Origin of the sequence: Lacihabitans sp. LS3-19 (assembly GCF_024343575.1) — a bacterium.
In the GTDB taxonomy this organism is placed as follows: domain Bacteria; phylum Bacteroidota; class Bacteroidia; order Cytophagales; family Spirosomataceae; genus Leadbetterella.
Map to the genome: position 1 here is coordinate 1 of NZ_RJUA01000123.1, position 19,479 is coordinate 19,479.

General features: G+C 34.8%; 21 protein-coding genes. 4 read left to right on the top strand and 17 right to left on the bottom strand.

What is annotated here, in order from left to right; genetic code table 11:
• The 5 genes from EGI22_RS20085 to EGI22_RS20105 all read right to left on the bottom strand — a co-directional run.
• Window positions 1–288, bottom strand: a 288-nt coding sequence (locus EGI22_RS20085; protein ID WP_255070241.1) for an IS110 family transposase, incomplete at its 3' end; no start/stop codon positions are given.
• 417 nt (window positions 289–705) lie between these two features.
• A complete protein-coding gene (locus EGI22_RS20090; RefSeq protein WP_255070242.1) occupies window positions 706–1,143 on the bottom strand; it encodes a hypothetical protein in 438 nt (145 codons plus the stop codon).
• Window positions 1,144–1,146: 3 nt separating this feature from the next.
• Window positions 1,147–1,398, bottom strand: a complete 252-nt coding sequence (locus EGI22_RS20095; RefSeq protein ID WP_255070243.1) for a hypothetical protein — start codon at window positions 1,396–1,398, stop codon at window positions 1,147–1,149.
• 116 nt (window positions 1,399–1,514) lie between these two features.
• Window positions 1,515–1,808, bottom strand: a complete 294-nt coding sequence (locus EGI22_RS20100; protein ID WP_255070244.1) for a hypothetical protein — start codon at window positions 1,806–1,808, stop codon at window positions 1,515–1,517.
• Between the two features lie 422 nt (window positions 1,809–2,230).
• Window positions 2,231–4,009, bottom strand: a complete 1,779-nt coding sequence (locus EGI22_RS20105; protein WP_255070245.1) for a tyrosine-type recombinase/integrase — start codon at window positions 4,007–4,009, stop codon at window positions 2,231–2,233.
• Between the two features lie 186 nt (window positions 4,010–4,195).
• On the opposite strand from EGI22_RS20105, the gene EGI22_RS20110 reads away from it, so the two are divergent.
• Window positions 4,196–4,561 (top strand): hypothetical protein, encoded by a 366-nt coding sequence (locus EGI22_RS20110; protein ID WP_255070246.1) that lies wholly within the window; start codon window positions 4,196–4,198, stop codon window positions 4,559–4,561.
• Between the two features lie 6 nt (window positions 4,562–4,567).
• Here EGI22_RS20110 and EGI22_RS20115 read toward each other — a convergent pair whose 3' ends face one another.
• The 4 genes from EGI22_RS20115 to EGI22_RS20130 form a co-directional block, all read right to left on the bottom strand.
• Entirely contained in the window at window positions 4,568–4,909 is a 342-nt protein-coding gene (locus EGI22_RS20115) for a single-stranded DNA-binding protein (protein ID WP_255070247.1), read from the bottom strand.
• A gap of 242 nt (window positions 4,910–5,151) precedes the next feature.
• The gene (locus EGI22_RS20120) at window positions 5,152–6,120 is read right to left on the bottom strand and encodes a nitronate monooxygenase family protein (RefSeq protein WP_255070248.1); all 969 of its coding nucleotides are present in this window, start codon (window positions 6,118–6,120) and stop codon (window positions 5,152–5,154) included.
• Between the two features lie 819 nt (window positions 6,121–6,939).
• Entirely contained in the window at window positions 6,940–7,797 is an 858-nt protein-coding gene (locus tag EGI22_RS20125) for an acyl-CoA thioesterase II (protein WP_255070249.1), read from the bottom strand.
• 334 nt (window positions 7,798–8,131) lie between these two features.
• Window positions 8,132–9,370, bottom strand: coding sequence for a DUF481 domain-containing protein (locus tag EGI22_RS20130; protein ID WP_255070250.1), 1,239 nt, complete (start codon window positions 9,368–9,370; stop codon window positions 8,132–8,134).
• A 310-nt stretch (window positions 9,371–9,680) separates the two neighbouring features.
• Here EGI22_RS20130 and EGI22_RS20135 point away from each other — a divergent pair, with 310 nt between their 5' ends.
• Window positions 9,681–10,127: a hypothetical protein gene (locus EGI22_RS20135; protein WP_255070251.1), complete on the top strand. Its 447-nt coding sequence runs from the start codon at window positions 9,681–9,683 to the stop codon at window positions 10,125–10,127.
• Between the two features lie 62 nt (window positions 10,128–10,189).
• Here EGI22_RS20135 and EGI22_RS20140 read toward each other — a convergent pair whose 3' ends face one another.
• The 7 genes from EGI22_RS20140 to EGI22_RS20170 form a co-directional block, all read right to left on the bottom strand.
• Window positions 10,190–11,029, bottom strand: coding sequence for a hypothetical protein (locus tag EGI22_RS20140; protein ID WP_255070252.1), 840 nt, complete (start codon window positions 11,027–11,029; stop codon window positions 10,190–10,192).
• A 16-nt stretch (window positions 11,030–11,045) separates the two neighbouring features.
• Window positions 11,046–12,221: a hypothetical protein gene (locus tag EGI22_RS20145; protein ID WP_255070253.1), complete on the bottom strand. Its 1,176-nt coding sequence runs from the start codon at window positions 12,219–12,221 to the stop codon at window positions 11,046–11,048.
• Between the two features lie 120 nt (window positions 12,222–12,341).
• Window positions 12,342–12,782, bottom strand: a complete 441-nt coding sequence (locus tag EGI22_RS20150; RefSeq protein WP_255070254.1) for a Spy/CpxP family protein refolding chaperone — start codon at window positions 12,780–12,782, stop codon at window positions 12,342–12,344.
• Window position 12,783: 1 nt separating this feature from the next.
• Window positions 12,784–13,590, bottom strand: coding sequence for a hypothetical protein (locus EGI22_RS20155; RefSeq protein WP_255070255.1), 807 nt, complete (start codon window positions 13,588–13,590; stop codon window positions 12,784–12,786).
• 45 nt (window positions 13,591–13,635) lie between these two features.
• Window positions 13,636–14,181, bottom strand: coding sequence for an RNA polymerase sigma factor (locus EGI22_RS20160; RefSeq protein ID WP_255070298.1), 546 nt, complete (start codon window positions 14,179–14,181; stop codon window positions 13,636–13,638).
• Window positions 14,182–14,239: 58 nt separating this feature from the next.
• Window positions 14,240–15,193: a transketolase family protein gene (locus EGI22_RS20165; RefSeq protein ID WP_255070256.1), complete on the bottom strand. Its 954-nt coding sequence runs from the start codon at window positions 15,191–15,193 to the stop codon at window positions 14,240–14,242.
• A 63-nt stretch (window positions 15,194–15,256) separates the two neighbouring features.
• The gene (locus EGI22_RS20170) at window positions 15,257–16,123 is read right to left on the bottom strand and encodes a transketolase (protein ID WP_255070257.1); all 867 of its coding nucleotides are present in this window, start codon (window positions 16,121–16,123) and stop codon (window positions 15,257–15,259) included.
• A 623-nt stretch (window positions 16,124–16,746) separates the two neighbouring features.
• On the opposite strand from EGI22_RS20170, the gene EGI22_RS20175 reads away from it, so the two are divergent.
• Both EGI22_RS20175 and EGI22_RS20180 read left to right on the top strand, forming a co-directional pair.
• The gene (locus tag EGI22_RS20175; RefSeq protein ID WP_255070258.1) at window positions 16,747–17,166 is read left to right on the top strand and encodes a hypothetical protein; all 420 of its coding nucleotides are present in this window, start codon (window positions 16,747–16,749) and stop codon (window positions 17,164–17,166) included.
• A gap of 221 nt (window positions 17,167–17,387) precedes the next feature.
• Window positions 17,388–17,954 (top strand): methyltransferase domain-containing protein, encoded by a 567-nt coding sequence (locus tag EGI22_RS20180; RefSeq protein ID WP_255070259.1) that lies wholly within the window; start codon window positions 17,388–17,390, stop codon window positions 17,952–17,954.
• A 410-nt stretch (window positions 17,955–18,364) separates the two neighbouring features.
• Here EGI22_RS20180 and EGI22_RS20185 read toward each other — a convergent pair whose 3' ends face one another.
• Window positions 18,365–19,450: an AraC family transcriptional regulator gene (locus EGI22_RS20185; RefSeq protein ID WP_255070260.1), complete on the bottom strand. Its 1,086-nt coding sequence runs from the start codon at window positions 19,448–19,450 to the stop codon at window positions 18,365–18,367.
• Window positions 19,451–19,479: the final 29 nt, after the last annotated feature.

Below are 19,479 nucleotides of genomic sequence, written 5' to 3' on the forward strand. Positions count from 1 at the left end.
GTTTTTGGTAAACTTGCCATTACACAAGATCACTTGAAAACCACGACTAATCAGAACGGCATAAAGTGCTTGCCAATAAGTACCTGTACTTTCCATAGCTACAGTGGTTACTTTGTTTTCTTCAAGCCAATCCGCGATAGCATGAAGGTCTTCATTAAAAACACCAAATTCTTTGATGTCTTTTTCTTTTTGACCTACTGAGACCCAATGAGAACGGCTACCTATGTCAATTCCACCAGCATGCGGATTGACAATTTCCATGGATAATGATTCATTTTTCTGATCCATAAAATTTGAGTTTAAATTTAAAAAATACTCAAAGGGAGTGCTCTTTTGGAATAATAAATATTCTGAACGGGGTTTCGTATTCTGATAGTAATCGGAACAGAACCGCCACTTAAGTTATGACACACACTCCAACCAGGATGACGCTCGTGCTATTACGCAACAGTTTTAAAATCGGCCTTGCAATGAGTTTTCAAATTTAAGGGATTGTTTCATAAGTGCTTCCACGTTAGCATACTAAGTTAATGGGCGAGGCTTATATGCTGGATGACCGCTAACGTGCCAATGTTTAAGCAGGATAGGAAATAGTATTCCTGCTGTTCAAATTAATTACTAATGTTAAATTTATATTCAAATGTTCAATATATTCCGTTTGCCTATCTTGCTTAAACATAATGTTAGCAGATGGGTTTCTTTTCTCTACGTGTTGATAGTCAGTATTCCAACTTTGAATATAATAAGTGACAGTCCAAGAAGTATCATTGCACCAGATGCTTTTATACATCGTTTTTTATGCTTTAGAGAATCTTTTTGGTATGCTTCTATGTCATCAGGGCTATCTAAACAAACTTGTTGTCTGTCGAACGGCATAAGTCCAATAAATGAAAATATAAGCCCTAATAAAAAGCTCAGAAGAATTAAAAATTTCCACCTATCATCACCTTTGAGAATATTGTCAAAAATTAAGCTTACGCTTAGAAGTGCAATACAAATTGTGATTTGTTGCTTCAAAAGCTCGGAAGCTAAATTAAATTGGTTTTTAACTAATTCTGGACCCCAGTTTAAAAAGAAAATATCTCTCTGGGTTGCAGGTCTTACTTTTAATTTTGGAATTAACTCTTCATTTGTATCTGACATAGTTCAAAAGGATAAAATGTTTATTGCTCCACAATGTTTGCAAGTGTCTCTATATTCTAATGGTTTTCTTGATTTTCCTGAAAAGAAGTCTGAGCCTAATAGGTTTGAACTATTTATCAAACCTCCTAAGTCTCTGAATTCTCCTGACATTATTCCAGTTGACCCGAATCCATCTTTTAATTTATTGAAAATATCACCTGTCACTTCAATGCTATTTTCTTTGCCACATTTTGAGCAATCATACGATTGTTTCATTAAATTTGTATGTTATGTTTTGAATTATGATACAAATACCTACCAGTCGCCAAACTTGGGTAGGTATTTTTTTTGTAAATATAAGTTATTTACCTATAGAGTTTTAAATACCAACTTCAATTTTCAATTTCAATTATTTCAAATCTTAAAAAGTCAAATGCATGAACTGAAATATGTTCGGTTTTTGAGTAATCTTTTTCAATGGCAGCTTCAATGTTATCAAACTTTATTGCCATTAAAATATTGTAATTCACTGGTGCGTTTCCTGGTCGCATTGACATTTTTCCACCACTTACAAAATAAATATCTTTCTCTTCTGAATCTTTATAAACCCCCTTAATAAAGTCCCCTCTCTCATGGAAGTCGTTAAAGTCAGTAATATTTTCGTAAATTTTAATCGTTTTAATCATGATTTATTCAATTAAGTTAGAAGAAAGTTCGAATGAAAATTTTGAACACTTTTTAAAAGCAAAAGTTTGTACAAAAAAAGAAGCTCTCCTGTCCACATTTTCAAAACAAAGTGGCAAAAGTGTCGAGGAGTTGTCAGTTGCTTGGGATAATCCATTACAAATTAAATTTATTCACGGAGAGGATATTTTCGAGGTTCTCAATTCTTAACCTGTCTGCTAACGAGTCGGTTTACGCTACTGGTTTTTTGAGTAGCGTAAATATCGCAATTGGTTTTATATTGATTATTTTATCTAAATTATTGATAAATAAGTATTTGTGTTTTGTATTGTGTAGCGTTAATATTTTCATGTGAGTTTTAGAGTATCGTAAACTGATTTTTTTGTTAGCAAATATATTCTTTGAATTCCTAATTTCCAATTATTCATTTGATATTTAATTTGTCCAATGGACTTACAATTTTGTCAAAGCCCTTGGTTGTTACATGTGTATAGATTTCAGTTGTTTTTGAGCTGCTATGACCTAGCAATTCTTGTATGTATCTTAAGTCTGTCCCATTTTCCAACAGATGAGTAGCGAAGCTATGTCTCAAAGTATGTACAGTGGCTCTTTTGTCTGTTTTTGAGGCGTTTTTTGCTTTGTGAAACACCTGCTGAATACTCTTATCTGCGTATTGGCCTCCAGTTTGTCCTTCAAAAAGCCATATTTTAGGTTTATAACTAATATAGTATTCCTTCAGTTTAGCTAAGGTTTTTGTTGAAAGTAGGGTATATCTATCTTTTTTTCCTTTTCCCTGTTCTATTCTTATTTGCATACGTTTAGAGTCTATGTCTGAAATCCGCAGGTTTGTTGCCTCGTTTATCCTCAAGCCTGCCGAATATATGGTCATTATAATCGCCTTGTGTTTAAGGTTTGTAATGGTATTGATCAAAGCTTCCACTTGCTCCTCGCTTAATACTAGAGGCAATATTTTTTCTGTTCTGGGTCTATCTATATGGTAAAAAGTCCTTTTACCTCCCAATACTTTTTCATAATAAAATTTAATGGCGTTTATGGCTTGGTTTTGTACTGAAATAGAAATTTTTCTTTCATTTACCAGATATCTCAAGAACTTTATAATTTGTTCTTCTTTTAAAGTTTCGAGTACCTCGTCAGGGTAGTAGTTTAAAAACTCTTCAAAGCACTGTTTATAAGTCTTTAAGGTGCTGTCTGCATATCTTAACTCTTTTAGTTTCTCTAGGTATTCATCTGGGCATGTTTTTGTTTTAGGAATTATGCTTTTTACGGGCTTGTGCGTATCTGTTTGCTCTTGTATGAATTTAAAGGTCTGATTTTCAGATATTGCGATATTTTGTAAGTCTTGGATGTATTTTTCGTTGTAAGGGAAACTCCAGGTTTTAGTGCTTTTATCGTATTTCAAAAATGGAAACTGTTTGAGTTTTCTAATCAAATCCTTGTTATAGTCTATGGACACTAGCAGTCTATTGTTAGCATTTCTTATGACCAATATTTCGTTTTTTATTCGCGTATATTCGTTTTTGTTAATAGCAATAGTCTCCGTTACAATTTCCTTTTGTTCCACGAGCCTTTCGCCGAAATATCTTTTCAAATTGTTTAAATTTTCTCCAAAATTAGGCACCAACCAGCAGAATTTTGCCTTATCCCATCTGCTGTAGGTAATGTTTCTAATAAATTGGATATCGGTTTCATTTTTACTTAGAAAAATATATATATGTCGATTGGTGCTGGTTATTTTTACTGGGTTTGAGATTTTGGTGGTTTGTAAACTACCTTGATGATCCTCTAGTTGGTTTTGGATTTGCCCTAAATTAGGTTCAATATATTTATTGTCGGAATCTTTCTGCGATGAATTTGTATTTTCTTTAATACTAATTGTCTCATTTTCAGGTTTTGTGGTGGACTTGGCATTTGCTATTATATTGGTTGGTTCGGGCGTATTTAAAATAACACCAGGCTTTTCCGTTTTTTGTATTTCATATTTACCGTTAAACATCCTCCCCAATTCTTCAAAAGTTCCCTTTGAGTTGATTACACTCCATAGTTTTTCATTTGGATGATAGTAGGCCGAACTTAATCGTTTAAAAAACTCCCTCTCTTCTTTCATTTGGTATGGGATAAATACCTTTATTCTGGCACTTTGGAGAGCCGGTTCAAATAAAATAATATTGGTATAGGGAGACATTTAGTATTTCTTTTTTATGCAAAAGAAAACCAGAATTATATTAAATTCAAGACAAAATGCCAAAACATCCGCCAACAAACGTTTTTTAACCGTTACCAAACGGCTATTGTTATTTTAGATGTAATTATCTAGTTTTGTAGAAGTTATGAATTTGTTCTTTTTGATTTTCTTGAAAAATAATAAAATATGGTAAAAAAATGCAAAATATGTAAAACGCCATTGCTTGGTAGAACTGATAAAATGTTTTGTAGCCAAAAATGCAAAAATTATTACCATGTACATCTGAGAGCGGTTACTGCCAAAGAGGCCTTTCCGATCGATAGGCACTTGCATAGAAACCGCTCAATATTATTAGAGATAATGGGTAAAAACGAAGTCCAGAAAAAAGTGCCTCGAATGGTTTTGGAAGAGAAAAAATTTAAGTTCAAGTATATAACTCACTACCATATAAACTCTAAAGGCAAAACAATGCATTATGTCTATGATTTTGCTTGGATGGATTTCTCTGACGATGAAGTTTTGATTGTTAGAAACAAGAAGTCTTTAAATTGAACAGTTTTAAGTACTTTCCTTTTTATCTAACATTATCACATTATCGCCTATTACTTCTGTTACAAATCTCTTTTCCTTGTTTTTGTCTTCGTAGCTTCTTGTCCTCAGTTTACCTTCAATACATACCATGCTGCCTTTTTTTAGGTATTTTTCAGCCATTTCAGCAAGGCCACGCCAAAGCACCACGTTGTGCCATTCGGTGTGTGTATGGGTTTGGCCTTTTTCGTCTTTGTAGCCTTCGGTGGTGGCCAAAGTAAGTTTTACCACAGCAATGTCACCTTCCAGTTTACGTAGCTCTGGGTCTTTCCCAAGGTTTCCGATAAGTGTCACTTTATTTAATCCTTTCATATTGCTTATTTTTTTACAGCTTCGCCCTCTCAATCACAAAATGGTTTTGGATCTAGCTGTATATTTTGGATAATAAAAATAAAAGAAAGCATTCGATTATGGAATTGTTTTAAAGATTTTATTGAAAATTCGCTTTGAATAATAAGTTTTTGAAAATTAACGATTTACAAAACATTGTAATCAAAAAAAAGCCACCTGACTTTATTAAATCTGATGGCTTCTTTCTGCGAAAATTAAACCAATTAGGCGTATTCTTCCAAAAGTGCTGTTTGCTTGTTTATGGCGGCTTTGAATTCGGCTTTCATTTCATTTACCAATTCTGCTACAGGCATTACATCGTGAATCGTAGCAACGCCTTGGCCAGCCGACCAGAGGGTTTTCCAGGCTTTGGTTTCGGCTTTTTCGGCATCTAGTTCTTTGCCAAAATCTATCTTGGCTTTCATATCCCACATTTCTTTGGTAATGCTGTTGTTTTCGAGGCTTTTTTGCATAAAATTGGCACTTACGCCTGATATTGCTGCGGTGTACACAATGTCGCTCGCACCGCTTTCTATGATCATCTCTTTGTACTCATCCGCTGCATTGGCTTCGGTAGTATTGATAAATCGGGTACCCATATAGGCCAAGTCAGCACCCAAAGCCATAGCGGAGGCCACATCCTGACCAGTACTTAGGCAACCCGAAAGCAAAATGGTCTTTTTGTAAAAACTACGGATTTCGGTTACGAATGGAATTGGATTGAGTGTACCTGCATGTCCACCAGCACCTGCAGCTACCAATATAAGGCCATCTACACCTGCCTCGTCGGCTTTTTCGGCATGGCGTTTTTTTATGACATCATGAAAAACCAATCCACCATACGAATGCACCGCGTCTACCACCTGACTTACTGCTCCTAATGATGTGATTATCAAGGGAATTTGATGTTTTACGACAATCTGCATATCGGCCATCACCCGAGGATTAGAATGATGCACAATGATGTTTACGCCAAAAGGGGCTGGTTTTTTGCCCGTTTCTTTCTCAAATTTTTCGAGCTCGGTTTTTATTTCTACAACCCACTCCTCAAAACCCTCCGTGGTGCGTTGGTTAAGTGCCGGGAAAGTACCCACAATGCCGTTCTTACAGCATTCTATTACGAGCTTTGGTGTGGATATTAAAAACATTGGTGCTACTACTACAGGCAGCGAAAGATTCTTAAAAGGGTTCATGTTTTGTTGACTTGTTTATTAGTGTACTTGTTATTAGTTTATTAGTGTACTTGTTATTGGTTTATTAGTTTATTTGTTACTGGTTTATTGGTGTACTTGTTATTGGTTTATTAGTGTATTGTTTACTATTGTTTTGGTTTTTTGTTATTGGTTTACTTGAAAATGGTCTTTAGATACCTATCTGGAGGTTATTGGTTTATGGTTTTATCTAAGTGCCATTTTAAAACACCAAGCTTTGGTTTACTATTCGAATGAATGAATAGTTTGATTTGGTCTTTCAAATATAGGTAAATTTAACAATCTTTTGAAAAACTGAAAACTTAGACCATGTTTTATTGAATTTAAAATTTTTATTGGGCCAATTTTAACAAAGTGAATCTTATAAATTATAGAAAAGAAAAAACACAATCGCTTGAGTAATAAATCATTTTTTTAAAACTTCTAATAGCTATCAGCACTCCCAATAATTCATATCACAAAACTCAAAAATAAGTTTAAATACAAGTTCAAATATAAGTTCAAATACAAGTTCAAGTTCAAAAACAAGTTCAAAAACAAATTCAAGTTCAAAAATAAGACTCAAGTTAAAAAACAAGTTCAAATACAAAAACAAGTTCATCTTCAAAAACAAGACTCAAGTTCAAATACAAAACTTAAATACAAAACTCAAAACCTAAATACAAACAAAACTCAAAACTCACAAACAAAACTCAAAACTCACAAACAAAACTAATAGCTATTATACTAATAACTAATCTACTAATAACTATTATACTAATAACTATTATACCAACAACTAATCTACTAATAACTAATCAACTACCCCTTCGGTCTCATCAATCCTTCTTGCACCACAGAAGCCACCAAAATGCCGTCTTTGGTGAATATATTACCACGGGTAAATCCACGGGCATTGCTGGCACTTGGGCTATCCATAGCATATAGTAGCCAGTCGTCTATTTTAAAATCTCTATGAAACCACATGCCGTGGTCAAGACTCGCCATGAAGAGGTCTTTGTTGGGAAGAGGGCCTTTGGTATGCGGCAAGGTGGCTGTAGTGAGCAAATTATAGTCTGAAACGTACGTCATTAACCTTTGGTGAACGTTGAGGTCGGCTACCAGTTTTTCGTTGGCTTTAAACCAAAAATTTCTGAAAGGAAGCTTAGTTTTGAAATCCAAAAGACTAACCTGCTCAACCATTCTGAATTCAAAGGGCCTTTCGTTTATAACCTGAAATATATGATCGGGTACGAACAGTTTGAATTTTTTAACAGTATCCAAGTCAGAAGGGAGATTTTCGGGGCCATCAACTTTAGGCATATCTATCTGATGATCAAATCCTTTCTGGATTTTTTGGAACGAAATAGACATGAAAAATATAGCGATGCCATTTTGTTTGGCCACTACTCTTCTTGTACTAAAACTTCCGCCGTCTCTTATTTTTTCAACTTCAAACACTATGGGTATGGCTATGTCGCCAGCTAATAGGAAATAGGCATGCATAGAATGTGCAAATCGCTCTGGGTCAACAGTTTGTTGGGCGGCACTGAGAGCTTGGGCCAATACTTGTCCGCCAAAAACGCGTTTCCAGGGAGCTTGGTAGTTTTGTCCTAAAAAAATCGAATCGCTTAACTTTTCAAGTCTTAATAGATTGACCAATTCATGGATATTGTTCATTATATTTTCTCGTTTGTTGAATACAATTTTAGACCAAAATACTGGAAAATGCTAAGGAATGAGATGAAAATTATGGAATAGCTGATTTGGGATTTATGATTTTGGATTTACGATTTGGGATTTACGATTTTAGATTTTTGATTTACGATTCAATCGATTTCCGATTTATTTGATTTACGATTTTAGATTTAGATTTTTGAACTTGATTCTTGAAATTAAATTTGATTCTTGAAAATAAATTTGATTTTGGTTTTGAATTTGATTTTGAACTTGAATTTGAACTTGAATTTGAACTTGAACTTGAACTTGAACTTGATTTAAACAAATCACAAAATTAATTCACGCCTGAAAATCTCGGATTAACTATACTATTGTTTATTGAACCGAAAGTGTAGTTCAAACCAAATGAAGTTAAGTAAGAGAATGTGGTAGCCAATTGCCTTCCACCTAATAGTACATTAGCGGCATCTCCGCTGCTTTTGGGTAGTGATATTTGGTTGTTTATCTGGGAGCCGTTTCCGTAAAAACGCAAAGATAAGCCTTGGGCCACTCTCAGTGATAGGTCAATTTCTAAACTCAATCGATACCTTTCAAGGTTGTTAAGATATTGGTATCCAGATAGTTCGGCTGAGAAATTTCCCCAGTTTTGGGTAAAACCCAAAATGCCGGTTATTTGTTGGTAGGGAAGGGTTTCTTCTACTTTGTCAAAAACAGTCAGCTCTATATAATCAAAGTCTCTGATACCAGCTTGGTATATCCAGCGAAGTTGTTTTCTGTTAAATTCTTGAACCGGGAATACTGAATATTCTAATGCTGGAGCAATACTTTTCGAGAACTTGATATTTTGGTAAACAGAATGATACCCTTTCACAAATCCGCCTAGTGACCAATGATTGTTAAAAGCCGCCACAAAAAGGCTGTTGAAGCCATAGTCGTTGACTTTGACAGTATTTGTTACTGAGTCCACCACCACACTATTGGTGCGGTTGTTATAATAGGAATAGAAGCTGAATTTAGATTTGTGGGTGGTTCTACCACCACGTATATTGCCATCAAAAGAAACATTTGACCTGTTACTTTCGCCTGAAAATCGTCCGTTTCCACCAACTCCAAATATCCAGCTGTTCCATTTATCTTTCTTAAGCTCTGTTTTTTTCTGTTCGGTTTTATTAAAAGTTACTTTCACCAAATCTGCCGATTCTATGCTTTTCAAATAGCCCAAAAGACCTAAACTTACAGCATTTAAAACTTTTTTTCGTCTTATATCCTCCGTTGCATCGGCTCTGGTAGAAAACCTTGTGGTGTCCAATTGTGTTCTGAAGCTATTTTGGCCTTCAAAATATATTGTATAGTTTGCTCCGCCTGATGCATTGCCATTGTCGGTAATTAGGACCAACACGTCTGCAGTGGCTTGGTCTCTTACAAAATTAAACATGGGTAGTTCGGCCTTCAAATAATCTGTATAGCACCTAGCGTTTTGACAGTTTAAGTAAACATTGAGGTCATTTACTTGACTAAAAGCAAAAGTAGAGCATAATATAAAAATTAAAGAATTGAAGCTTTTAATGAACATGTTTTTTTATGAAGTTTTTTATTTTTTACAAAAATAGGCCAAAAATAATGAAATCTAATCTGTGGGTTTTTCAAAAGAAAAGCTCTCAGAAAATCCGAGAGCTTTAATCTAACCCCTAAAATAAACCACTATAATATTCAAGAATAAGAAATTCTTTGAACTTAGTAGGATAACGCTCTAATGATTCTTTTTGTTGCCATTTAATTGTAAAATTTCATTAACAATCATTAACAATAGCCAATACTAAACCTTTGAGGTGGTTTTAGCTCTAATAGGCAAAGATTTAAACAGCAATTAAAATTATAAGATCATGAAAAAGACAGCAGCATTTATCGGCATTTTGAGTTTGGTTACAATGGGAACATTTGCTCAATACAATGGAGGAAATCACCGAAATAATGGTCCATCTAATGATAGATACGCCCATAGTAAATTCGACAAAAAGGGGGGATTTGACGACAACTGGGGGTATGATCGAAATTATAATCGCGTGAATGACCCAAAAGCTATGGCTATTAATTCTTATCAAAGACAAGCAAAGATGCGAATCAATGAAGGAATACGAAGAGGAAGAATCACAAGACTAGAGGCCAATAGATTGATGCGTTTTTATGATAATATAGAAAGAAAAGAGAATCGATTTATGAGAAATGGTCGTATATCAAGAGCGGAGGCGAGAGAGTTAGACCGCGATTTGGATCAATTAAATAGAATGATAACCAAGGAGACAAGAGATTTAGAGAGAAGAAGATTTTAGTGGAGTAATAGTTTTTTAGAATAAAATGGGCGGCTTGTTTTAGCCGACCCATTTTTTTTTACTTATTTGAAATTATCCAAAGCCTTTTTGGCATCCTCCAACACGGCTGAAGTGGCTTTTAACCTATTTTTGGCATCAAAAAGATTGTCTTTTAAGGCATCAAATTCTTTTTCTTTTTTACTGAGTTTTGTTTCGGCTTTTTCTTTTTCTTTCTGGATTTTAGCAATTTCCTTTTCTTTTTTAGTAGAAGCTTTTACTAGTTCCTCTTTCGCTTTTTCTTCTTCAGCTTGCGGATCAGAATATAACTCATTTACAATCTCCTCTTTTTCAGATAAAGCTTTCGTAAGTTTTTCTGGCGAAGCATCTAGCTTTTTGCCGAGTTTTTCTTGCTCTTTCAGATTGGTTTCTAAAGCCTTTTCGGTTTTAGAAAGGTATTTGTTAGCTTCAGCTAAATTATCTTGAGCAAGTTTTATATTCTCCTTTAAAAGCTCCTCTTCAAGGTTTCGTAGGGTATATTTTTGAAAATTTTCTACAAAAGCTATTGCTTCTCTGTCTTTCATTTCGAAACTCGAAAGAGCTTTTTCGTTTTTATCCAAAAAGAAAAACACTACTTTCTCCATTTTTTTGGTGCTTTCCCTTACGATGTCAATATATGCCAATTCATCCGCAATATTTTGGCCTTTCAGTTTTTCAAGTCGTTTCAAGTATTTTTCGGGAGAAGACACTTTTCCAAATCCATCCAAATAATCTTCAAGGTCTTTGTTTAGGTCTTTTTCGTCTTGATTAGAAATAATATAGAATGAAGACTTTGCTGTGCCACTGTGCAGGTTGTTGCCTCTATAAACCTGAGCAGATGCATTAATAAATGAGAAAGCGATCAAAAAGTAAGCTAGAATTTTCATTGTTTTAAAGTATTTATCATTGAATTTTATTGCATATTAACACCAATTTTTTCTTTTTTAGATTTTCTGTAAAAAAAACATATTTATCTCCTCCATCTTTCCAGCCTAGCTCTTTTTTGATTTGGTCTGGTGTCTTCGGGAAATTCCTAACCGCAACGTTTGCTTTTTTTATAGTTTTTAACTCTTTTTTGTCATAATTTCTTTGTTCCTCTATTTCGAAAATCCTTCCAGGAAAATCTCCTTTAATCTCACCAGAAGTATATAAATGACTGCTAGGCGAAAGTTTTTCTAAACCAAAAATATTTCCAACAGACTTAAATCCTCCAGCTTTCATAATAGCGGCATTGGCTTCGAAAAGGTATTTTTTTGGCTCTGAAAATTGGCTCATTGTGGCTTTTTCATCAGAAAATCTAAATTGGAATTCTTTTCCGTTTCCACCAAGGTTCACACAAGAAATAACAGGGTCTGCATTTTCTGTTTTTTTCAAAATAAAAACCAATTCCTTTACCTCGTTTTTTTCGGCAAGTATTATGACTTCATCCACCAACTTAAGTAACGACAAACTCTCTTTAATGTCTAGCATTGGAGAGTATTTTATCATAAATGTTTCGGTGTTTTCTAATATTAAGTCTTTGATATCTAAAATATTAGGCGAGCAATCTTGGATGCTTACCATTTTTCTGTTGGCATGGTCTCTTCGGGCTGGATCTGCATAGATAAAGTCCAGTTTTTCCTCAAAAGATAACGATTCCGCATTAGAATTTGTTAAAGAAATGTTTTTTGAACCTAATTTTTCGAAGTTATTTTTTACGATTTCACTTAGCTCTAGGTTGATTTCATTGTGGGTGAATTTCTCAAAGTTTTTTGCAAAAAAATAGGCGTCAACACCCAAACCTCCCGTTAAATCCATTCCGTTTTTGCCTGATACTTTTTGGCTTTTGTAAGTGGCGGTTGCCTCTGATGAAGATTGCTCCAAAGATATTTTTGGTGGAGCCAATAAGCCTTCGATATTCGCCCAAGAGGGTATTTTCTTTGCTATTGTTTCATTGAAAATACTCTGATTTACTACTAATTTCAATGTTTCAGCGTCAAGTTTCAGCGGATTTTTTAATACAAAATCATTCGGATTTATTTTTCCTAAATCTTTGGCGATAGCTGCAGCTTTGATAAGGTTTCCTAGTTTTTCGTTCAAAAGATCTTTTTTTTACAAATTAAAATGAAGCTAATCGATTTTTAGTGATTTTTATAAAAAATGAAAGGCCATAACACAAAAAAGCATCCCGAAAGATGCTTTTCTAAATATTTTATGTTCTTAGTTTCTTCCTTGACGCTCTTTCAGTTTATCTAAAAGCATCTGATTAAATTTCCTTTCGGTGGCTAAAAGACTTGAATATTGCTGAGGAGAAATAACTTTCATAAAACTATCTCTGTATTTTTTAGTAATATCCAACTCTGATTGTTGAAGATCTAAGATTTTATCTTGGTTTTTTAAAGCCTCTGCATTGGACTGGTTTTCGCCGTTATTTCTGCTCAATCTTCTGATTTGTTGGTGCACATCGTTTTTTTCGTCAGAATATGCATTATAAATTGGCCAGAACTTCTCTGCTTGACTTTCTGTTAATTTCAATTCGTTGGTAATCATACCAATCTTCATCGCTTTTATTTTTTCCCCTCCGGGTGCCTGTCCACCAGGTCTTTGGCCAAATGCGAAAGTACTAATAATCAGGAAAATAAAGGTTAATATATTTTTCATTTTAAATATTATTTTCTTTAATAAATTGTTCTAGTTCTTGGTCGCTTACTTCCAGATTTACCGGTACAGTGATGGTTTCGTCAACTACTGTTTCCAACTGTGTGTCTGTGAGCGGTTGGTCTGCAAGGTAGGCTATCATTTCTTCATTGCTGATGTCGGCAAACGCATCTTTTGGTTGCGATTGTCTGTAAAACAAAACCGAAATCGCACTGATTAATAAAATAGCTGCAGCATTTCTGAAATACTTGAATCCGCCTTTCTGAACAGTAAAGTTGCTCTTTTTCTGTTCTACGGTTTTGCTCAATATATCGTTTTCAAGGCTGTCAAAATAGCCTTCTGGCGTTTCAAGTTTATCAGCACCTTTAAGAATCTCAATATTTTTCTTGGCTAATATTTGCTCTTCCAAATTTTCAAAATACCCTTCAGGCGTAGATAAATTGCCTTTGGATTTGAAAATATCTATTTTCGCTTTGCCCAATATCTCTGATTCTAAATTTTCAAAATACCCTTCAGGCGTTGCTATATTTCCTTTTGTTTTGAAAATATCTATTTTGGCTTTGCCTAAAATCTCAGCTTCAAGATTTTCGAAATAACCTTTTTCTACACTTGGCGAACCTGCTTTTTTCAGGCTTTCTATTTTGATTTGTGAAAGAATATTTGATTCTAAATCTTCGAAGTATTCAGCTGAAACTTCCTGATTTTTAAGTTCTTGGATGTGAACTTGAGCCATCACATTCTCTTCCAATTCCTCGAAGTAGCCTTCGGGAACTTTGTACGGATGATGTATTTTGTTTATCTCAATATTCATAATCTTTTTAATCTTGTCTCTTTGACATTTATTCCTGCAAAAGGTTTAGTTCTTTGTCAGAAATTCTTCTATTTTTTTTACGGCAAAGTGATAGGTAGCTTTTAATCCACCGACCGAAGTCTCCGTAATTTCGGCGATTTCTTCGTATTTTAATTCTTCAAAATACTTTAGATTAAACACAACTCTTTGTTTGTCAGTGAGTAGGAGCAGAGCCTTTTGCAATTTCATCTCTATCTCTTCACCTCCCATGTAGGTGTCGCTTTTTGATGATTCTAGCGTGGCTACAAGCATTTCGTTGTCGTCAATGGATATGCCTCTGTCTTTTTTCTTTTTTTGCAGGAATGTCAGGGCTTCGTTTGTAGCGATTCTGTACAACCATGTGTAAAGTTTAGAGTCACCTCTAAATTTATCTAGGTTTCTCCAGATTTTTATGAAAGCCTCCTGCGTCACGTCGTCGGCATCGTCATGGTCTATGACAATTTTCCGTACATGGTAATAAATCTTTTCTTTATAGGCCTTCAAAATACCTCTAAAGGCTTTTTCATGCTCAGCAGGATCTGCTAGTAGGGCAATAATTTCTTCGTCTTTCATATTAAAAAAAAGTCTTGGAGCTACGGTTAGACTCTCCAAGACTCAAAAGGTTTAATTATTATTTTCTAGCAATAACTTTCTTAACGGCTGCTATGATGTTTTTAGAATCCAAACCATATTTCACCATCAATTGCTCCGGTGTACCCGACTCACCAAATGAATCTTTCACGGCAATGTACTCTTGTGGAGCCAAAAACTCCTGAGCCAAGGTTTGAGCCACGGCATCTCCAAGGCCACCATTGGCTTGGTGTTCTTCACAAGTTACTACACATTTTGTCTTCTTTACAGATTTCAAAATCGCCGCAGTATCCAAAGGTTTAATAGTATGAATATTGATGATTTCAGCATCAATTCCTTCTTCAGCCAATGCCTCACCTGCTTTGATGGCTTCCCATACCAAGTGGCCTGTTGCTATGATAGTTACGTCTTTTCCTTCGTTTACCATCCAAGCTTTTCCTATCTCAAATTTCTGATCTGCAGGTGTAAACACAGGCACAACTGGACGACCAAAACGTAAATAAACGGGACCTTCAAAATCCGCAACAGCCTTGGTAGCAGCCTTGGTTTGGTTGTAGTCACAAGGGTTTATAACGGTCATATTCGGCATGGCACGCATCATGGCCAAGTCTTCCAATATTTGGTGTGTAGCACCGTCTTCGCCAAGGGTAAGTCCAGCATGCGAAACGGCAACCTTTACGTTTTTGTCTGAATAAGCGATAGACTGACGGATTTGGTCATACACTCTACCCGAACCGAAGTTGGCAAAAGTAGTAGCATAAGGAATTTTACCGCCGATAGTCAATCCAGCCGCTATACCCATCATGTTAGCTTCAGCAATACCCGTTTGTATAAAACGCTCTGGGTGGTTTTTGATAAAAGGGGCGATTTTAAGTGAGCCCACCAAGTCAGCACAAAGTGCCACTACATTGGGATGACTTTCTCCAAGCTCAGTCATGGCATCTCCAAAACCCGAGCGTGTATCTTTTGATTCTGTATATGTATATTTTTTCATTGTATTCGTTTTTGACCTTTAGCGATTTTCACTTCGCTTTGAGGTAAAGGTTTGAATGATAGATTAATAATCAGCTAAAGTTGAAGGTAACTGTGCCAAAGCAGCTGCCAATTGCTCGTCGTTAGGAGCTATGCCATGCCATTTGTGGCTACCCATCATAAAGTCTACGCCAGCACCCATTTCGGAATGCAATAGGATCATGATTGGTTGACCTTTGCCTGTAAGTCTTTTTGCTTTTCTAAGACCTGCTACACAAGCTTCTATATCGTTGCCTTCTTTGATATCTATTACATTCCATCCAAATGCCTTGTATTTAACTTTTAGGTCGCGGTTTGACATAACTTGTTCGGTAGAGCCGTCAATTTGTTGTCCGTTTAGGTCAATTATACCTACCAAGTTGTCAACTTTATGGTGAGGTGCAAACTGTGCCGCCTCCCAAATTTGTCCTTCTTGCTGCTCGCCGTCGCCCATCAAAACGTACACTAGGTTTTTGTCGCCGTTTAGTTTTTTAGCCATTGCAGCACCTATGGCTACTGACATACCTTGTCCCAATGAACCTGAGGCGATTCTGATGCCAGGAAGACCTTCGTGTGTAGTTGGGTGCCCTTGAAGCCTTGAGTTTAATTTTCTAAAAGTGCTCAATTCTTCGATTCCAAAATAGCCTTTTCTTGCCAAAACCGAATAAAACAAAGGAGAAGTGTGTCCGTTGGAAAGGAAAAACAAATCTTCGTCGATTCCGTCCATTTTAAATGAAATATAGCCGCCTTTTCCTTTGCGGTTATTGATTTTCATCTGTTGGAAATAAAGTGCTACAACGATATCCGTGCAGCCTAATGAACCACCTGGGTGGCCGGACTTGCTGCCATGTACCATGCGTACGATATCACGTCTTACTTGGGTGGCAATGTCCTTGATTTCTTTGGTTTGCATTTAAGAAAAAGAATTTTGTTAATAATCGATGCAAATTTATTAAAATATTACTTCTAAGCCTATTATTGTTTTAAGATTGAGCAATATTTTTAAGATAGGCCAAAACAAATTGAGGAATTCTGGAGTTTTACCAAATTTGTTTAAAGAATGCAAGTGGATAGTTTGCCTGAAAAATGTTTCCAATGAAAAAAGAAAGAATACTTTGAAATTTTTCATAGCTCAAAAAATATATATATCTTGTCTTCAATATTAATTCATAAGCTTTCTGCATTTATTCTATTTCGTAAATAAATGACAACAAATGGCTATTGGATTGAAAATAAGTTAAATATAAAAGAAACAAAAAAATATATCCGCAACTCTTTTTTCGAGTAGCGGATAGCGAGATGTTGGGCGTCATTTAAGAAAACCCCTCCACAACAAAAGAGTAATACTTAGAACTCAGAATAAAAGTGAAAAATTGAGTTGTTTGAGAATAATGATAAAAAATTTCAAATATTAAATTTTTTTAGTTAAACGTAAAAATATAAAGGAAAAATCAAGAATATTAAACCACTTGACTTAACGAATCACAATTAGTAAATTCTTTACAACTGCATATAATTCAAACATTTATAAAAAATATGACAAATTTAGACACCATTTTAGAGCGAATAGATTTAGAAATTGAGAATTCCATTATTAAGTTTATTGAAGAAAACGGGAATCCAAAAACTATAGGAATTTATTGTTGCCCTTGGGCAGGTTGGTTAACAACTAACTTCAACTTGACAATAGATGAGCAAAATTGTCCAGATTTTGAATTTGTAGAATTTGATTTTATTGAACTTCCTGAATTAGAAGAAGAATATCAAAACGACAAGGTAGAGTTCAAAATTGGCGACAATATTATAACCTTAGACATAGAAGAACAGGGCGACGAAGCTATAAATGAGCTAATGTTTAATTCCTTAAAATCCATAGCAATTAAGTTAAAAGAAAATAAAAATATCGAAGTTGTTTTACAAATGTTAGACAGTCAGTATACAGAAAAGATAAAATAAACGAACGCCCAACAATGTATTGCCAATATGGTGGCAGACGGAAGAAATTGAGCTTTTTGTTCGCTATAGGGCGGAGGTTCCGGCTGACGGAAACCGACTGAGCATTTGCAACAGTCCTCAGCATTTTGTACTTTTATCGGGCTTATGTTACGGGCTGACGAGTTCCAAATCCCACCACATCGGCAATATTTTTACGTTATGCCTAATGCTAAAAAACGACAATGACTGTAACCTATGACAAATATTATCAGACAGAAAACTTATTCGGAGAACCATATCCCGAATTGATAGAGTTTTTTACGAAATATCCTAAGAAAGGAAAATTACTTGACTTAGGTTGCGGACAAGGAAGAGATGCAATTGCATTAGCTCGACTTGGTTATTCCGTGACAGGAATTGACAACTCAAAAATTGGTATAGACCAAATGAATCAAATTGGAAAAGTAGAAAACTTAGATTTGGTTGGACAAGTTGATGACATTTATGCTTTTGATAGATTTAGCGAATTCGACATTATTCTTTTGGACAGTATGTTTCATTTCGCCCAGAAAGACAAAGAAACAGAAATTGGACTGATTAAGAGAATCATTTCAGATTTAAAAAATGGAAGTTTAATGGTTGTTTGTATTCAGGATATGGGTAAAAAAGTTCAGATTCTCAACAAGGCAATTGACTTTGAAAAAAAAGAAAAAAGACTAGCTGATATAGGCTTTACGTACACATTTGAAGATAGTGAAAGCGGACACAAATCTGAAACAAATTATAGAATGATAATAATAGAAAAATGAAAGCACTAAGGCATAACATGATATTGCCAAAAGCGGGGCTGAACGGCTTCGATTGGACATTTGTACAAGGTTCAACAGCAGTAATACTATTGAACTTTTGTGCTAAAAATCCCCGCTTTCGGCAATACCCGAACCGTTCAACCCCAAAAAAAGAAGTTTGAAATTTTAAAATCGAAATTTTAGGTTTTGCGATGTTTTATTTGAGGATAAATACAAAAAGAACATTGGTGTCTTTGAATTGTTTTGACTCAATGATATTATTTTTAGGCAAAGAAAAATTTATTGATAGATGATGGTTTTTTTTAATGCAAAAGTTTGAAAACCAGATAAATATGTAGATTTTTTTTAGAAAAAAGCTAAACAAAAGATAAATACCAAAATATTGCATAAAATCTAATAAAAACCCAGCCTCAACTCACCCCAAATTTTTTCAAAGCACGATTGAAGGTGGCTTTTGAGTTAAAGCCGCAGTCTAGAGCGACGGCTAGTTTGGTGTAGTTTTTGTATTCGGGGTTTTTAATCTGAACCTCAAATTCTTTGATACGGTATTCGTTTACAAAGTCATTGAAGTTTTTGCTGTAGGTCTTATTGATAGCTGCTGAGAGTATCGTTGAGTTGGTTTTTAGCCTTTTTGCCAGTTGAGACAAGCTTAGCTCAGGTTCTAAAAATATTTTTTCTTGACTAAATATTCTCTCAATTTTTTTAATAAGTTCGCTGTAATTTGCAATATTGGCATCGTGAATTTCCTCAGTTTTATAGGGAATATTTTCGATACTAAAATTGAGCTTTTGTGGCTGAACTTGAGCGAAACCATTTATTCCCACGTAAGCAATTATGCCTACCGTGAACAAATGCCACCACCAGTCTTTTTCGTACGGCATGTCTATTATGTAGTCTGCCATACTCCAGCAATATTTGATGATTTCACCGGCTATAATAAGATAAATAAAATTTCTGAGCCATTTTAAGTTGATGGTTTCGGTTTCCGAAAACTTGGTTTCTGTCCAAACGCGATAGGCTTTGTATATCTTTATGGATTGATAGAAATAGTATATATAACTAGCTGTAATACATAAAACTATAAACCAATCTATCCAAAAAGCAAATTCGCTTTTTTGCCAACTATTTACCTTTTCGCTGCCTTGAATAAATATTAACAAATTGAATATGAAATATATAAAATACGGTACCAAATGCAGAAGGTCTTTTGGTTTGAGTATATAATCTCTATTTACTTGTGTTTTAAGATAAAAGTATATTGCAGGACCTAAAAGCAAATTAAATTGGCGAGGAAAGCCATTTAGCTCTTCCCAAAGAAAATTTATCCCAGAAAATCCAAAAGTATAATCTTGGATTTCCATTGCTAATAAAAACATAACCCAAGCTAAGAATTTATCTGATAATCTCTCCTGCTGCCAGCCTCTAAAACCAAAGAGTACCACAAATAGTAAAGCCAGAAAATATCCAAAATGTAGGGGCGTAGTATATATTGACATTTTTGAAATTTAAAGATTAACGCTTTTAA

Coding starts and splice junctions, on each gene's coding strand:
- EGI22_RS20090 (WP_255070242.1), bottom strand. CDS start 1,143: ATGTCAGATACAAATGAAGAGTTAATTCCAAAATTAAAAGTAAGACCT.
- EGI22_RS20095 (WP_255070243.1), bottom strand. CDS start 1,398: ATGAAACAATCGTATGATTGCTCAAAATGTGGCAAAGAAAATAGCATT.
- EGI22_RS20100 (WP_255070244.1), bottom strand. CDS start 1,808: ATGATTAAAACGATTAAAATTTACGAAAATATTACTGACTTTAACGAC.
- EGI22_RS20105 (WP_255070245.1), bottom strand. CDS start 4,009: ATGTCTCCCTATACCAATATTATTTTATTTGAACCGGCTCTCCAAAGT.
- EGI22_RS20110 (WP_255070246.1), top strand. CDS start 4,196: ATGGTAAAAAAATGCAAAATATGTAAAACGCCATTGCTTGGTAGAACT.
- EGI22_RS20115 (WP_255070247.1), bottom strand. CDS start 4,909: ATGAAAGGATTAAATAAAGTGACACTTATCGGAAACCTTGGGAAAGAC.
- EGI22_RS20120 (WP_255070248.1), bottom strand. CDS start 6,120: ATGAACCCTTTTAAGAATCTTTCGCTGCCTGTAGTAGTAGCACCAATG.
- EGI22_RS20125 (WP_255070249.1), bottom strand. CDS start 7,797: ATGAACAATATCCATGAATTGGTCAATCTATTAAGACTTGAAAAGTTA.
- EGI22_RS20130 (WP_255070250.1), bottom strand. CDS start 9,370: ATGTTCATTAAAAGCTTCAATTCTTTAATTTTTATATTATGCTCTACT.
- EGI22_RS20135 (WP_255070251.1), top strand. CDS start 9,681: ATGAAAAAGACAGCAGCATTTATCGGCATTTTGAGTTTGGTTACAATG.
- EGI22_RS20140 (WP_255070252.1), bottom strand. CDS start 11,029: ATGAAAATTCTAGCTTACTTTTTGATCGCTTTCTCATTTATTAATGCA.
- EGI22_RS20150 (WP_255070254.1), bottom strand. CDS start 12,782: ATGAAAAATATATTAACCTTTATTTTCCTGATTATTAGTACTTTCGCA.
- EGI22_RS20155 (WP_255070255.1), bottom strand. CDS start 13,590: ATGAATATTGAGATAAACAAAATACATCATCCGTACAAAGTTCCCGAA.
- EGI22_RS20160 (WP_255070298.1), bottom strand. CDS start 14,181: ATGAAAGACGAAGAAATTATTGCCCTACTAGCAGATCCTGCTGAGCAT.
- EGI22_RS20165 (WP_255070256.1), bottom strand. CDS start 15,193: ATGAAAAAATATACATATACAGAATCAAAAGATACACGCTCGGGTTTT.
- EGI22_RS20170 (WP_255070257.1), bottom strand. CDS start 16,123: ATGCAAACCAAAGAAATCAAGGACATTGCCACCCAAGTAAGACGTGAT.
- EGI22_RS20175 (WP_255070258.1), top strand. CDS start 16,747: ATGACAAATTTAGACACCATTTTAGAGCGAATAGATTTAGAAATTGAG.
- EGI22_RS20180 (WP_255070259.1), top strand. CDS start 17,388: ATGACTGTAACCTATGACAAATATTATCAGACAGAAAACTTATTCGGA.
- EGI22_RS20185 (WP_255070260.1), bottom strand. CDS start 19,450: ATGTCAATATATACTACGCCCCTACATTTTGGATATTTTCTGGCTTTA.